Here is a 14753-nt window from a genome sequence, read left to right as displayed (position 1 = left end):
AAAAAAGAATTTTCTAATTTATTAAATCTGAGTTCCAACCCAACGATAAACGTCTCGAATCGTATCTTCCAATCCGAACTTCGGAGTCCATCCTAACTTCCGAAGTTTGAGATTGTTTCCAGACAAACGTCTCATCTCCGCCGTGCGGAAACGGGAAGGATCCACTTCAACGGGAATCTGTTTTTCGGAAACGGTTATAATTTGATCGAGAACATCCCGAATGATAACTTCCTTTCCGGAACAAATATTGTAGATTTCGCCCGGTTGCCCTTTTTCGGAAAGAACTCGATAAGCATGCACAACGTCTCTCACATCGAGAAAATCCCGAGTAGAAGTCAAATCTCCGACCAAGATCTTCCTTTCGCCTTCCGATTGTTTGGCGGAATTCCAAACCTGAGCGCAAAAATTCGGAATCACAAAGTTCAAACTTTGTCTCGGCCCCGTATGGTTGAAAGGTCTCGCGATCACAACTTCGATCTCCGGGTTCCAACGATGGTATTGAAGGCAATAAATTTCGGCGCAGGATTTGGAGGAAGAATAAGGATTGAGCGGTGCTGGAATTATCGACTCCAAAACGGGAAGATCCTTTTCGGAAACATTTCCGTAAATATCGGAAGAAGAGATATAAACAAAACGAACTTTCTTTTTTAAACCTCGAAGAGCTTCTAAAATATTCAAAGTGCCGTGGACATTGATTTCGAGTGTCTCGCCCGGATCTTCAATAGATCGCGGAACAAAGGGTTGTGCGGCTAGATGAAAGACTGCGTCCGGAGAAAAATCTTCGATGATTTTACGAACCTCTTCTCCGTTCCGGATATCGCAAATTGTAAAACGATACGTTTTTGGAAGCTCGGGATCATCTTCCACATTCGGTCCAGGAAGAATTCCGATCCCTAAAAATTCCGAATAAGAATCCTTTAGCTCTTTCAGCAGGTAAACTCCTACAAACCCAGCCGCTCCTGTAATAAGGCATTTCATAGAATTCTTGCTTTTCCGTAAAAATACTGTTGTTTTAGAAAATGAATAAAAAACAATCGAATAAAATTCTCTCTCCCTTTGCGCATGGAAGATAAATTTCAGGAACTATTCGAAATCAGAGATTCCCGGATCAACGTCCGGGAAATTATGGAAGAAATAGAATCCAAACTCAAAAAAAATCCTTCCACAAAGGAAGACATCGACAAACTCACTCATTGGAAATTCTCACCTCCCAGTCCGGAAGGTTATCGAGATTTTGATCCGGCTGAAATCGCACATCTTTTTGAAAAAGGAATTGCCGCACCCAAATTTTCCAATCCAAAACTTTGGTTTGTACGCGGACCTTTGAAATGGTTGTTGATCCGTTTTGCGGAATTTTATTCCTTCTTAGATAAAAAACTTTCCGAAAACAGAACTCGAGCCTTTTACAGCGTCCTACACGAATTGATTTTGATCCGGTCCGAGAATCAAAATTTAAAACGGAAGATGGAATCCTTTTATTCGGAATTTTTAGAATGGAATCAAGCCATTGGAAAAGAAGTGAGACCAGAGTTTCTGTGGGCGAATGAAAATCTCTATTCAGAAGACACGATCGAAGAAAGTGAAACTTTTTTGTTGGAATCGATCGAACCTTCCGAAAACGTTTTGGTTCTTTCACCTGGTTGGGGCAAAATTCTAAAACAACTTTTGAAGATAGGGGCTCAGTTCGAATCCGTAACCTGGAACCGTTCCTGCGAAGAATTCATCCGCACTTCGATTACAACAAAAATCAAACTGGAAGAACCGGGCTCCATTCCCAAAAACTGTTTACAATATTCTAAAATTATAATATCCGAGAACCTTTCGATTCATCCGCATTGGTTGATAGAAAAGGCGCTTCGTTCCTTGAGCCGCAGCGCTTCTTCCGGAACGGAGATCCGTTTTCGATTCTCCAATGAAAATTCGAATTATCCTTCTCCGTTTTTGCCTCTGAGACTCACAAGAATCCAGGAACCGTTAATTCGAGACTATCTGAAACAATTAGGTTTTAGAAACATCATAGAAAAAAAATCGGAAGACGGATTCACAATTCTATCGTTTAGAAAATGAAAGTCTATCAGCACGTTACAGAGTTCCGGGACGGAGACGGAATCGGAAACGATATCAAAGGTATTTCCAACGTGCTGAAAACATTAGAAATCCCGAATTCGATTTTTTGTCTTAAGAACCTATCGAAAGAAAACTATGAAATCCAAGTTCATCCTATCGGGCAGGAATTCAAACGGGAAGACGTTCACATTCTAAACTACGGAGGATGTGGATATCCTCTCGATTGGTTTCGCGATCTTCCCGGAAAAAAGATCATCCGCTATCAGAGTTTTACTCCTGTTGCCTATTTTAAGAATTTTGTAAGTCCCGAAATTTATAATACGCTTCAATTGGAGGAAAAACGTTCCCTTTTAGAATTGTATTCTCTCAAAAATGAAACCGATCTGTTTTTACCCTCTTCGGAATTCAACGCAGAGTTTTTACGATCTTTGGGAATCGAAAATCAGCTCATATTGCCGATCGTGAGGAAGTACAAAATCAGAGAAACGTTTCCGAAGGACAAAAGAGAATTTACGATCGGTTTTATCGGAAGAATTTCTCCGAACAAAAAAATGGAAGACCTTTTAGAACTTCTTCCTTCGATTCTCAAATTTAGACAAAACGTCCAACTTTTGATCTGCGGAAACGTTCCTCCCGTCTTCAAAGAATATTATATTTTTCTTAAAAAGCTCGTTTTACAGAAACGTTTGACTGGACATGTTCAAATTCGCTTAAACGCGAACGACGAGGAAATGGAATCGTTTCTAAACTCGATGGATCTTTACGTTTGTATGAGCGAGCACGAAGGATTCAACATTCCGGTTTTGGAGGCTTTCGGCGCCGGAGTTCCCGTGATTTCCTATTCTGCGGGAGCGACACCGGAAACGATGAAAAACGGAGGAATTCTTTTTAAAAATAAATCCTTCGAATCCATGACTTTTTTGGCCGGGTTGATAGATCACCTCATCGAAAAAAGAGACTTAAGAGAACGGATATCTCAAACCGAAAAAACCGTCATCGAAGAATACAATCGTTTTTCTTTTGAAAATCTTTTTAAAGAGCGGATATTGGTATGAGATCCGTTCAACAATTTTCGGCGGGTTTCAATCCGGGAGATGCGATCAGTAATGAGATGCTGGAGATCCGCAACTACTTAAGAGAATTAGAATATAAAGGCGACATTTATTCCGAAAATATAGGGGCATCCAAACTTCCATTTGTAAAAAAATATAAAACTTACAAAAAGTCCTCGAAGGATATATTATTCTATCACCACTCGATTCATTCGGGAGTTTTCGATTTTCTGAGAAGTTTCCGGTCCCCGAGAATTCTAATTTATCATAATGTCACCCCGCATCATTTTTTCGAATCCTACGATCTCAAGATGAGTTATCTCCTGAAAAAAGGCAGAGAGGAACTCAAAGAGATGAAGGATCGATTCGACCTTGTCTTCGCTGTTTCCAAATTCAATCAAGCGGAGCTGCAAGAATTAGGCTTTCAGAACGTGGGAATTCTTCCGATCACATATCAGCTATCCCAGTCGATCCCAAAAGCTGAAAAGCCCGTAACTCCGATCAAAAAAATTCTTTTTGTGGGAAGAATCACACCGAACAAAAGACAAGACGATTTGATCCGGCTCGCACACGCTTACAAAACTTTATATTCGGATCAGTTTCAATTCTACCTCGCTGGATTTAGTTCCAGAGAACTTTTTCTTTATAGGGAGGAATTGGAAAGAATGTTGGACTTTTACGATTTAAGAAAGAACGTTTTGATCACGGGATTTCTTTCGGACAACGAGCTGAATCATCTCTACCAAGAAGCCGACGTTTTTGTTTCCATGAGTGAGCACGAAGGATTTTGTGTTCCCTTGATCGAGGCGATGGTTCATAAAATTCCGATTCTCGCATACGCGGGAGGTGCGGTCCCGGAAACATTAAACGGAGCGGGAATTCTTTTTAAGAAAAAGAAGTTTTCGGATTTGGCTGTGTTACTCAATAAAATTTTGACAAATTCGGATTTTAAGAACCGAATTCTAAACGGACAAGATTTGCGTTTGGAAGCATTTAAGAACGTAGAATCGAAATCCGTCCTTAGGAAAGCGATTGAAAACCTCTCTTAAAAAAATCGCAGTCGTTTCCCCCATCTTTTCGAACCAAGTTTCGGGAGGATCCGAAAAACTGATCTTTCAATTCGTGGAGTTATTGGCAAAGGATTACGAAATCACAGTTTTAACGACTCGAAGCCTCGACTACGTCTCTTGGAAAAACTCGATTCCCGTTCAAGGAAGTCAAACTTTCCAGGAAACAAATCACCTTACTAAACCGATCCGTGTCGAAGAAAGAACTTCCTCTCTCGGAGGAACGTATAAAATTTTTCAGTTTACGGTTGAAAAGAGCAGGAACATCGACAAGTTCAACCGTTTCTCCAAAAAAATTTTAGAAGAACCTTCTCTTCAAAATCGGGAAAGTGTAAATCACTGGATCGAGGAACAAGGCCCCTATGTTCCCGAAATGATTCAATTTATCGAATCCAGAAAAAGCGAGTTCGAAGTCTTTTTTTTCGTGAGTTATCTCTATTATCCTCTCGTTTTTGGATCTCCTTTGGTCGCGGAAAAATCGATTATCATTCCGACATTTCACGACGAAGCTCCCGCATATCTTCCGATTTACAAGGAAGTTCTCACCGATTTGAGTTCTTATTCTTTTAATACTCCTGAAGAATTGGAAGTCTTTCGAAACATTCTCGGATTTACCCCGAGCACGTACTCGATCACCGGGATGAACTTGAATCTGGATAAGAATACTTTCGCATCCGTTTCGGAGAGTTTTTCGAAAGAAAAAGATTCGAATTACGGAAAACAAGAGCCGTTTTTATTATATGTAGGCCGTGTGGATTTAGGAAAAGGTTTTTTGGAAATGGCCGAATGGTTTTTAGAATGGAAGAAGAATTCGGAACTTCCGCATAAACTCAAAATTGTGGGAAAAATCGCTTCGAAAATTCCGACTAAAATATTAGAAAATCCGAATGTAGAATTTTTAGGTTTTGTGGAGGAGAAAAGAAAGATCGAACTTCTTCAAAATTGCGCTTGTCTGATCAATTCCTCTCCTATGGAAAGTTTTTCCATCGTTTTGATGGAGGCCTGGTTGGCCGAAAGACCGGTGCTTGTAAACGGAAAATCGGAAGTTCTAAAAGGTCATTGTCTAAGGAGCAACGGCGGTCTTTTTTACTCGGATAAAAAAAGTTTCTCTGCGACCGTAAATTATATACTCGAGCATCCGACGGATGCGTTAGAAATGGGAAAGAACGGAAAACGTTACGTCGAACAAAACTTCAACGCCGAAATCGTTCGGGAAAAACTACTTCGTTTGATAGAAAAGACCATTCAAAAAAAATACGCCGGAATTTGATACGAAAAGTCCATTTGTTTTTTAAGATGAAAACTTTGCCGTGGCGTAATTCCGACCAAATCGTTTCTAAAAATGCTTGATCCGGACGTAAGGTTCGATTTTGAAGAAAATAAGGCGTTCCTAAGTTTTCGAACTTCTGCCTTTTCTCATTCTTAGAAATTTAAAAATTTATAATATACTGTTTTCGATCTATAAGCGGGGTTCACGGTAAGAGTTAAACCGTTCCCCTGGATTCGTGATTTCCACATTCGTGATCGTAGTTCCGGCAAAATCGTTTCTAAAAAAGATTGATTCGGACGTAAGGTCATATTTAGACGAAAACACCGCATATTCTATGTTTTTCGAACTTCCGAGCTTTTTCACCTTCGCAACATTATAAATCTATAATATATCTTTTCGATCCCTAAGAATTTATCGTCAAGTTCTAAGTTAAATTATGAATATACTCGCTCATTCCGTCCAACATCTTTTCGTGTAGGACTCCGTTACTTGCCACCAGATTAGGAATATAAGGAGTAAAAATATTTCCGTCATACGTCGATAATTTCCCGCCGGCTTCGCTGAGAATAACGGAAGGCGCGGCCACATCCCAAGGCTTGAGACCTTCTTCCCAGAAAGCGTCAAACCTTCCTTCCGCAGTCCAACAAAGATCCACACCGGCGGAGCCCGTTCTTCTCACACCTCGAGTTTTGAGTAAAAAATTTCTATAATAAAACATCAAACGATCGATCTTCTTTTCCCGATCGTATGGAAAGCCAGTACACAAAAGAGATTGTTTTAGGTCCTTCGTTTTGGAAACGTGAATCTGCTTTTTATTCTTAAACGCCCCGAAACCTTTTCTCGCGTGGTAAACTTCTCCGGTGCCCGGAAAAGGAACGATACCCATCACAACTTCACCCGTTTCTTGATTTTCCAAACCGATACAAAGACAATACAACGGAAGCCGATGCGAATAATTTACGGTTCCGTCTAACGGATCGATAATCCATTTGAAAATTGAAGTCCCTTTTTTATCCGTTCCTTCCTCGCCGAGAATGCTGTCCGCAGGAAACATTCTTTCAATCTCGGAAATGATTCTTTCCTCCGATCCTTTATCAGCCTTCGTAACTAAATCGATTTCTCCTTTGTAGGCGATTCCAAGATCGCTCTCTTCCTGCGTCTCTGCTAAAAATTCCATAACCTTGGGAACAAAGTTGAGGAAATGTTCGTATCTGATTTTGATTTCGTTTTCTAAGCTCATTCTATCTCCAGCTTCTTTCTCGCTCTTTCGCGATGCTCCGCACGAATTGCGGATTGAACACTTGCCAGTACGGCGGCAATCACTCCCGCGTCATCCAGAAATCCCGCGCCGGGAATAAAATCCGGAACTGCATCCAAGGGGGAAATAAAATAAGCTAGCGCTCCGGCGATGATGAGCTTGGTTCTGAGAGGAGTTTCAGGATCCATCATGGAATAATAAAGCGCTACCAGATCTTCCGTAAACGGAATCTTGGAAACAACGGATTTTAATTTCGGCCAGAATTCTCTTTTTACCTTTTCGATCAGATCCATAATAAGCTCCTTTTCCGGACGGAAAGTGATTTCTCTCTTGTCCCAAATTCTGCTTCCAGGTATCAAGAAAGAAAGATGATTTTTATTTCCACAGCTCTTTTCCCGGAAGCAAAACCTTTGATAGAATTTCTCGGTCTCAAAATTCTCAGAGGAAAATCCGCGTTTCCAATCTATCAAAATGAAAAATACACTCTAATCATTTCCGGAATCGGAAAAATTTCCTCGGCCATCGCGACTTCTTTTTTGTTAAGTCGGTTTGAAAACACGATTCAAGAATCGTCTTGGATCTTTAATTTCGGAATCAGCGGTTCTCCAAAAGAATACGCCTCCATCGGAGAATCTTTTTTAATACACAAGGTCACCGACTCGGGTTCCGGAAAAAACGCGTATCCGGATATTCCTTTTAAATCCCCTCTAAAAGAATCGAAGCTTGTAACCGTAGACAAGCCCGTTTTTGAAAAAGAATCTTCCGATCATAAAAACACGTTAGTCGACATGGAAGCTTACGGTTTTTTTCAGGCCTCAAAGAAATTTTTTACTTCCGATAAGATTCGGATCGTAAAAACGGTTTCCGATCATTTTACAAAATTAGAATCTTCTTCCGGTTCTGATCTTACCGATATCGTCTCGGAAAAAATTCAAGTCGCACTTCCAGACATTCTTTCCATCCTATCGATTCCGATTGTTCCCGAAAAAATAGTTTTTCTCGATGAGAAAGAATTGAAAACCCTCCGGTCACTAACCGAATTTTTTCGTTTATCTGAGACGGAAACGATTCAATTGAAGGATTGGATGCTCGGTTATAAAATTAGAACCGGAAATTCTTCCGAAGACGGGTTTATTTTTTTAAATCAAAACTTTCATCCTGAAAAGGAAAAAGTAAAAACGAGAGAAGAAGGAAAAAAAGGATTGTATGCGCTCAGACAATTTTATCAGTCCTAAACGTTTTTCCCATATTTATCTGGAAGAATCCGCAAAGGACCATCCAAAGACGAAGGAAATTCTTTCCAAGTTTCCGGAATCGATCGTGATCCCGATCGATTCTTACAAAGAAGTTTTTAATCCTTCTTCTCAGAGTTTTCAAACTCAAAAACGAAGCCCAAAACTGATCCTGGCAAAAAGGAAAGAACAGTTTTTATATTCCGGCTCCGGCGTAGCACCTGACTTCGGTTATCAATTTTTCTATTACAACGCTCTGGTTCTAAACTGTCTTTACAACTGTTCCTATTGTTATCTCCAAGGAATGTATCCTTCCGCAAACTTGGTGGTCTTTGTAAACAACGAAGATTATATTCAGGAAACCAAGGAACAACTGAAATTATCCAAACCTCTTTATCTGTGCATCTCCTATGATACCGACCTTTTGGCCTTGGAAAGTACATTAGGATATTGTAAAGAATGGATTTTATTCGCAAATTCAAATCCGGATCTGATCTTAGAATTGAGAACCAAAAGCGCGAACTTCAAATCGATTTCCCATTTAAAAGCGACGGAGAATATCATTCTCGCATGGACTCTTTCTCCGGAATCCGTAATAACCGAACACGAACCTTTGACTCCAAGGCTTTCCTCGCGATTGAAAAACATCAAAGAAGCCCTGGACGCAGGTTGGCAGGTTCGTCTTTGTTTGGATCCGATTCTGGGGATTCCGGATTGGAAAAAAGTTTATTCTGAATTTGTTCAGAAAATCTTTGAAGAAATCGACGGAAATCGTTTGAGAGAAATCAGCCTTGGAGTTTTTCGAATGAATTCAGATTACTTTAAAAATTCTAAAAAGAGAAGACCCGATTCTTATTTATATTATTTACCGATGGAAACTCACGATTCTATCAAGTCGTATCCGGAAGAATTAGAAAATGAAATGTTCGCAGAGGTTGAAAAAGAATTGGTTCGATTTGTTTCCAAAGAAAAAATTCATAGGTTGGTTGCAAGCGAGATGGAATCGAAATGACTGAAACTTCAAAATCGAACGGCTTCTCCGCAGTTGTCACCGGCTCTTCGAAAGGAATCGGACAAACGATTTCAGAATTCTTAATCTCCAAAGGATATCGAGTTATAGGAATTGCAAGATCACAACCGAATTCGCTTCTTTTAAAGGATTCTTCTTTGTATCGTCATATTCGAATGGATCTTTCCCAAACCAAGGAAGTGATTCGACTTCCCGAACTTCTCAAAGAAGAACCCGCATTGAAAATTCTTGTGAACAACGCAGGCTTCGGAAATTTCTCTCCTCACGAAGAAATTCCGATCGAAGAATTGGAACAAATGCTTCTTGTGAATTTTGTTTCCCCCATTCTTATCACCAAATTGTTGTTAAGAGATCTTAAGAAGAATGAAGGTTGGATTTTTCAAATTCATTCCATTGCCGCAGTCAAAGAATCTCTGAGAGGCGCCGCGTATGCTGGAACCAAGGCTGGACTCAGGCATTTCGGTTTGAATTTGTTTGAAGAGATTCGAAAATCGGGAGTCAAATTAGTAAGTATCAATCCGGATATCGTCGATACTGAATTTTACGATCGTCTTGACTTTGGGAAGGACGAGGATCCGGGTTCGTTTCTTTCCGTGGAAGAAGTTTTAAACGCAGTCGAGTTCGCTCTCGACGGAAGGGAGAATCTCGGTTTTGCGGAAATTACGATCCGACCCAGATATCATAGAATTTCTAAAAAACCGATTGTTCGAAAGCATGATAAAATTTGAACCGTGATAAAAAGGTGAAAAAATGAATCCAGGAGAATTGAACGTTGCGCTTGTTCAGTGCGATCTTTCTTGGGAAAATCAAGACGCGAACTATAATCACGTTCAAAACCTAATTCTTTCCACTCTGGATAAGAAGAAGGAAGAAAAACCGGATTTGATTCTTCTTCCGGAAACCTTTGCCACGGGATTTACGATGCGCTCGGAAAGAATCGCCGAACTCGACGGAGGCCCGACCGAAACCTTTCTAAAAAAAATCGCCGAAGAAACGAAGGCCTATATCTGCGCGGGTTGGATTCGAAAGAATCCGGAAGGAAAACCCTTCAACACGGTCAGCGTCGTAAAACCCGACGGCGACATTGTATTAAGATATTCTAAAATACATCCTTTTACTTTCGGCGGAGAAGACAGACATTATTCTTCCGGTTCCGAAATTCTAAGCTACGATCTAAACGGCTTTCGAATCACTCCGTTTATCTGTTATGACATTCGATTTCCGGAAATCTTCCGAAGAGTCGCTGGAGAGACCGATATTTTCACAATTCACGCAAACTGGCCGATTCCCAGAATTCATCACTGGGAATTGATTCTCAAGACTAGAGCCGTTGAAAATCAGGCCTACGTTTTTGGGGTCAATCGGATAGGAATCGCAGGTTACAACAAAAGTGTTCATCACAACGGACATTCTCTTGCGGTGGCGCCTAACGGAGATTTTCTGGACGCGGGGGAAGAATTGGAAACGATTCTATTCTACAAAGCCGAAAAGAAATCGATTTTAGAATACCGAGAATCGTTTCCCGTCTTGAAAGATAGAAAAGATCCGAAAACGATACAAGTCAGATCATCGGAGCATTCTTCTCAAATCTAAGAAATCGTTCGGTCAAAGGAAGAGTCGCTTCAATCAATTCTCCCGTAAACGGATCTTTAAATTTTAGGAAAAAAGACAATAAAAGAAGTCCGTAAGATTCGAACTGAGCGCCCGCTCTCGAATACAATAGGTCGCCGACGACAGGACATCTTTGACTTTGGAAATGTACCCGAATCTGATGAGTTCTTCCCGTTTCCAATCCAACTTCCACAAAGCTGAATTTTCGCCCGGTTCTCGAATTGATATATTTTAGAACTTTATAATGAGTCACGGATCGTCTTCCCTTCGGAGAAATGGTCATTTTAAGTCTCTCCACAGGATGACGAGAAATCGGAAGATCGATCGTTCCCGATTCTTCCGGAGGATGACCTTGCACCCAAGCGTAGTATTTTTTTTCGATTTCCCTTCTGCGAAAAAGTTCGGATAACCTTCCATGAGCTCGATCGTTTTTTGCGATTAGAATCAATCCTTCCGTTGGTTTGTCCAAACGATGGACGATTCCCGGTCTGGCCTCTCCTCCAGCCTTAGAGAGATCCCTGAAGTGATAGAGAAGTCCGTTCACAAGACTCGGAGAACGATCTCCTGGTCCACTGTGACTGGCGATTCCCGCCGGTTTATGAATGATGAGGAAATCCTCTCTTTCTAAAATTACCGGCAAGGACATAGAAACCGGTTCCAAATTCAATGGAGGTCTTGGAGGAACTGAGATGGAGAATAGATCCCCTTCTTTCACCTTGAGAGAACTCTTATCTTGAGTCTTATCGTCTTGATTCCGAACATAACCGGATTCTATCCATTTTTGAATGGATGCGCGGGAGACTTCGTCTCCTAAAGAGAGTTTCAGAAATCGATCGAGACGATTTCCAGAAAATTCTTCCGTGACCTCTGCTTTTAGTTCTAAGTTCATTGAATGGGGGAAAGGATCCAGATTTTTACTGCACGCGTTTTTAGCACTCTAAAAAAACAGTTTCCATTTTCCTTCCTAAGCCTTAATATGACACACTGAAACCCAAAACCCCTTAGATCTTAAGGAAGGATAGAAACATGGTCAAAAAGATTTTGAATCTGATTCTGCTCGGTGCAATTGCATTTTCTTTCACTCTTTGCTCCTCCGCTGAAAAAAAAGAAGAAGCTCCTGCTCCGGAACCGACTCAACAAGAGCAGGGCGCTGCAGCAAATAGAAGTGTGGACGCAAACTCTCCGGAAGCCATTGCGGATTCTTTGAACGAAAAGTTGAAAGAATTCAGATACCCGGACGGACTGACTCGTCCAGGATTCAGCTACAAGAAAGCGGATGTAAACGCTGGAGATTTTAGCGAGTGGTCAAAAGTAAACGCTCCAGTGATCAAAGAAGGTCTTGGAAAACTTCCTGATAGCTACGCTCTCGAAATTACGGGACATACGGATGCGGTAGGGCCCGAGCAAGCAGAAGGCGACAAAAAAGGTAACATTTTTTATTCAGAACTTCGTGCAAACGCAGTAAAACAAGCTCTGATCAAACAAGGAATTCCTGCAAATCGTATCACCACGAAAGGCGCTGGTTCTTCTGAGCCTGTTTCCGGTTTGGATGCAAAAGATGCTAAAAACAGAAGAGTAACCTTCCGTTTTGCGGCTTCCGCTCCACAACAATAAACAAATCAGAAATCTGATTTAAGAGGGCGATGAGAAATCATCGCCTTTTTTTATCTCAGAAGCATTCAATTTTTCTAAAATTCCATTTCGCACTTCCGTTTCCATTCGACAAAGTCGAATTTTACGAATCTTTTTTTCAATAAAATATCAGAAGAAGAATCGGTTAGGGTAAGGTCTTATTTTGTCTGAGCGCGAAATCCATACGTTTCTCTTCGAACAATCCGTTGACTTCCTTTATCATTCTTGGACTGGAAGATACGGGCGAATCGATATCGTATTTGAACGAATAAAATTCCAAATCCGTTTCGGGAAACGTGGACGTGATACGATTTGATCAAATCAGAACCCGTCCTCATCACATCTTAAGGTTCAAATTTTTTCGAATATTTTCTCTAAATAAAAAATGCTTGGAACACCGAGGTCAAACAATTCATCCAGATCGTATTGAATCAAGTGCCCGTAAGGATCGATATATCGAGGTCCGACTCCGAATGGATCTGAAACTTTTAAATATTTTTTACCTTCACTGGATTCTACGATTCCAATTCCGCGGATGATATGTCCTTTCTGAGTAAGATAGGTTCCCAAACCACAAGGATAATTTCCCGTCTCAAAATACCTGCAAAGCTCTTCCTTATTCCCTTTTTTCTTTACGATCCGGAAAGAAATTTCATTCGAATTCATCAATAGATTGAAATGTTCCGCGTGATCAAAAGAATCATAAACGTTCTTATGGTTTTTAATTGCCCAATCCTCCAAAAGAGCATAGTAATTGTACGTTGTTAAACGAATAAAATCAGGGATTCTATAAATCAAACCAATATAAACGATAAAGTCCTGGAAAACGTTTCCCATACATTGCTGATAATCGCGAAGAAAAAGACGCGGGGTCGTCGGATCCTTTCTTTGCGGATTCCAAGGTGCGATCGGATGAGATATATAAGAGATCATTTTGTATTTCCCCTTCGTTTCATAAAATACGTCCTTCCTATCGGGGCGGTTTTATACGTAAAAAATTCCGAAGGAAGGGTTGATTCCAAAATTCTGACTCTTTCTTCTCCGAATTATTCCGACCGGCCCATTTCCGAATCTATCATTCTTTTGAAAGCCAATAGAAAGTGAAAACTTCCTCAACATTCATTTCGTGTTTCATAACTTTTCATTTTTAATATCAGGTTTTGGGAAAGAGCCGGAATCATTCGAACCGTTCATCGTTTCTATGACATTTTCAAAAACGTTTCTCTTAAAATTCAAATCTTCGTTTACACGTTTCCCTAAATACAAACTCCCTGCGGTTCCATAAAAAATAACGAGCCATTGAATAAGATCCATGTGCAACGGCCTTAAAGAATCGGGGGAAAAAATCGAAAGAACACAAAGCGCTATCAAATATAGAATGACTAAGATAAAAACGATCCAAGTTCTGAAAGTAGTGTCCGATCGCTTTCCGTTTCGATCGTCTCGCCAAAGAAACTTCATTCGCTCGTCCTCGCCTTCGCGGATGTAAGTTTGATTAGGTCTTTTACGTCCGCTTTGATTTCTGCTAAATCTTTGGATATGGAGGTCATCTCCGTTTCGATCTTTACGATACGAATTTCATGGTCCTTATACATAGTGTTGTACTGAAACACCGCGGAGATTAGAAAGCCGAGGATTACAAGAAAGTCTTTGATCCCCAGTTTTATCTGACTCAATTTCGAATTCTCCATTCTTCCTCGCAAAAAATGACCCGCACGGCGGCAGGCTAACTACTCAATCGCTTCGATTGTGATGAGAGAATAACATAGAGTGTTTTCGAAAACAAGGGACGAACTCGATTCTATCGGTCGAATCCGCCGCTATTTTTTTGAAGAATTGGGACCAGGGACATTTCAGTCTTAACGGATTTGTTTTTTTGTTTTGAGGGAATGAGAAACCTTATCCAGATCGGAAACGGAAAATCTTCGAACTCTTGGGCTCCATTGTATAAAAGGAATTTCGTGATCGATCACATATTGTGTGAAAGTCCTTACAGAAAGATTGAGATATTTAGCGGCCTCCTTTGTCTTTAAAACATAATTTTTATCCTTTTGACTCGGTGATTCTTGTTCTTCCTTAAGCGAATTACCGCCTTTTTGACTTGCCTGCTGAACCGCTTTTAGCAAAGAACCTCTTTGACTGTGACCTGTGATCTCTGACATAGGAAGACGGTTTACTTCTATGTCTTCGCTTTTGTCAAGCGGTAAACGAAGGATACATTGGTCCCAAATAGGAAACATAAATTTAGAATATTCTAAATTTAGAATTCTTCTGAACGCTTCACTTTTCGAACTTTCTGTTTTTCAAAGTTCGGATTTAATTTTCAAATCCTTTCCATAAAACGCTTCGATTTGAATTTTAAAAAAACGAATCCTCCGTGTTCTATGGACTTAAAGAATGTGGAAAAGCGGTTTCGACTTTGGTTTCGAAAAGTCGAAACCTTTTCGTTATTAAAGATTAAGATTCTTACAATGCGCGGAACTCCGGCTAAGAATGAGACATATTGAAATTATTGTCCTCTTACCTCTCAGCAA

17 protein-coding genes are annotated in these 14753 nt (G+C 40.4%); 9 read left to right on the top strand and 8 right to left on the bottom strand.

Annotated features, from left to right (window positions below; genetic code table 11):
• Positions 1 to 21: 21 nt before the first annotated feature.
• Positions 22 to 978, bottom strand: a complete 957-nt coding sequence (locus JWG45_RS10035; protein WP_205279612.1) for a GDP-mannose 4,6-dehydratase — start codon at positions 976 to 978, stop codon at positions 22 to 24.
• A gap of 84 nt (positions 979 to 1062) precedes the next feature.
• On the opposite strand from JWG45_RS10035, the gene JWG45_RS10030 reads away from it, so the two are divergent.
• The 4 genes from JWG45_RS10030 to JWG45_RS10015 are packed head-to-tail and all read left to right on the top strand — an operon-like array spanning position 1063 to position 5456.
• Positions 1063 to 2067 (top strand): LIC_10202 family protein, encoded by a 1005-nt coding sequence (locus tag JWG45_RS10030; protein ID WP_205279611.1) that lies wholly within the window; start codon positions 1063 to 1065, stop codon positions 2065 to 2067.
• Complete coding sequence (locus JWG45_RS10025) at positions 2064 to 3122, top strand: glycosyltransferase family 4 protein (RefSeq protein WP_205279610.1); 1059 nt, start codon at positions 2064 to 2066, stop codon at positions 3120 to 3122. The genes JWG45_RS10030 and JWG45_RS10025 overlap by 4 nt, the downstream gene beginning before the upstream one ends.
• The gene (locus JWG45_RS10020) at positions 3119 to 4168 is read left to right on the top strand and encodes a glycosyltransferase family 4 protein (RefSeq protein WP_205279609.1); all 1050 of its coding nucleotides are present in this window, start codon (positions 3119 to 3121) and stop codon (positions 4166 to 4168) included. Before JWG45_RS10025 ends, JWG45_RS10020 begins: the two co-directional genes overlap by 4 nt.
• Positions 4152 to 5456, top strand: coding sequence for a glycosyltransferase family 4 protein (locus JWG45_RS10015; protein WP_205279608.1), 1305 nt, complete (start codon positions 4152 to 4154; stop codon positions 5454 to 5456). Before JWG45_RS10020 ends, JWG45_RS10015 begins: the two co-directional genes overlap by 17 nt.
• Before the next feature lie 424 nt (positions 5457 to 5880).
• On the opposite strand, the gene JWG45_RS10010 is transcribed toward JWG45_RS10015, so the two are convergent.
• Positions 5881 to 6696 (bottom strand): inositol monophosphatase family protein, encoded by an 816-nt coding sequence (locus JWG45_RS10010; protein ID WP_205279607.1) that lies wholly within the window; start codon positions 6694 to 6696, stop codon positions 5881 to 5883.
• The gene (locus JWG45_RS10005; RefSeq protein ID WP_069609023.1) at positions 6693 to 7007 is read right to left on the bottom strand and encodes a YkvA family protein; all 315 of its coding nucleotides are present in this window, start codon (positions 7005 to 7007) and stop codon (positions 6693 to 6695) included. The genes JWG45_RS10010 and JWG45_RS10005 overlap by 4 nt, the downstream gene beginning before the upstream one ends.
• Positions 7008 to 7082: 75 nt before the next feature.
• On the opposite strand from JWG45_RS10005, the gene JWG45_RS10000 reads away from it, so the two are divergent.
• Genes JWG45_RS10000 through JWG45_RS09985 form a run of 4 tightly spaced genes read left to right on the top strand, consistent with a single transcriptional unit; the run spans position 7083 to position 10569 of the window.
• On the top strand, positions 7083 to 7949 hold the full coding sequence (locus tag JWG45_RS10000) for a 5'-methylthioadenosine/S-adenosylhomocysteine nucleosidase family protein (RefSeq protein WP_205279606.1): 867 nt from the start codon (positions 7083 to 7085) through the stop codon (positions 7947 to 7949).
• Positions 7921 to 8958 carry an SPL family radical SAM protein gene (locus JWG45_RS09995; RefSeq protein ID WP_205279605.1) on the top strand — a complete coding sequence of 346 codons (1038 nt, stop codon included), beginning with the start codon at positions 7921 to 7923 and terminating at the stop codon, positions 8956 to 8958. Before JWG45_RS10000 ends, JWG45_RS09995 begins: the two co-directional genes overlap by 29 nt.
• The gene (locus tag JWG45_RS09990; protein ID WP_205279604.1) at positions 8955 to 9704 is read left to right on the top strand and encodes an SDR family NAD(P)-dependent oxidoreductase; all 750 of its coding nucleotides are present in this window, start codon (positions 8955 to 8957) and stop codon (positions 9702 to 9704) included. Before JWG45_RS09995 ends, JWG45_RS09990 begins: the two co-directional genes overlap by 4 nt.
• Positions 9705 to 9726: 22 nt before the next feature.
• Positions 9727 to 10569 (top strand): carbon-nitrogen family hydrolase, encoded by an 843-nt coding sequence (locus JWG45_RS09985; protein ID WP_205279603.1) that lies wholly within the window; start codon positions 9727 to 9729, stop codon positions 10567 to 10569.
• On the opposite strand, the gene JWG45_RS09980 is transcribed toward JWG45_RS09985, so the two are convergent.
• Positions 10538 to 11476: an RluA family pseudouridine synthase gene (locus JWG45_RS09980; RefSeq protein ID WP_205279602.1), complete on the bottom strand. Its 939-nt coding sequence runs from the start codon at positions 11474 to 11476 to the stop codon at positions 10538 to 10540. The two genes, JWG45_RS09985 and JWG45_RS09980, sit on opposite strands and share 32 nt — an antisense overlap.
• A gap of 137 nt (positions 11477 to 11613) precedes the next feature.
• Here JWG45_RS09980 and loa22 point away from each other — a divergent pair, with 137 nt between their 5' ends.
• The gene (gene loa22, locus JWG45_RS09975) at positions 11614 to 12201 is read left to right on the top strand and encodes an OmpA family outer membrane lipoprotein Loa22 (protein ID WP_205279601.1); all 588 of its coding nucleotides are present in this window, start codon (positions 11614 to 11616) and stop codon (positions 12199 to 12201) included.
• A gap of 369 nt (positions 12202 to 12570) precedes the next feature.
• Here the strand turns inward: loa22 and JWG45_RS09970 are convergent, their stop codons facing one another.
• The 4 genes from JWG45_RS09970 to JWG45_RS09955 form a co-directional block, all read right to left on the bottom strand.
• Positions 12571 to 13152, bottom strand: coding sequence for a hypothetical protein (locus JWG45_RS09970; protein ID WP_205279600.1), 582 nt, complete (start codon positions 13150 to 13152; stop codon positions 12571 to 12573).
• Positions 13153 to 13350: 198 nt separating this feature from the next.
• On the bottom strand, positions 13351 to 13680 hold the full coding sequence (locus tag JWG45_RS09965; protein ID WP_205279599.1) for a hypothetical protein: 330 nt from the start codon (positions 13678 to 13680) through the stop codon (positions 13351 to 13353).
• Positions 13677 to 13910, bottom strand: coding sequence for a hypothetical protein (locus JWG45_RS09960; protein ID WP_205279598.1), 234 nt, complete (start codon positions 13908 to 13910; stop codon positions 13677 to 13679). The genes JWG45_RS09965 and JWG45_RS09960 overlap by 4 nt, the downstream gene beginning before the upstream one ends.
• Positions 13911 to 14078: 168 nt before the next feature.
• Entirely contained in the window at positions 14079 to 14381 is a 303-nt protein-coding gene (locus JWG45_RS09955; protein ID WP_205279731.1) for a helix-turn-helix domain-containing protein, read from the bottom strand.
• Between the last annotated feature and the right edge of the window lie 372 nt (positions 14382 to 14753).

Origin of the sequence: Leptospira ainlahdjerensis (genome assembly GCF_016919175.1) — a bacterium.
GTDB lineage: Bacteria > Spirochaetota > Leptospiria > Leptospirales > Leptospiraceae > Leptospira > Leptospira ainlahdjerensis.
This window is presented reverse-complemented; position numbering and strand designations above follow the sequence as displayed.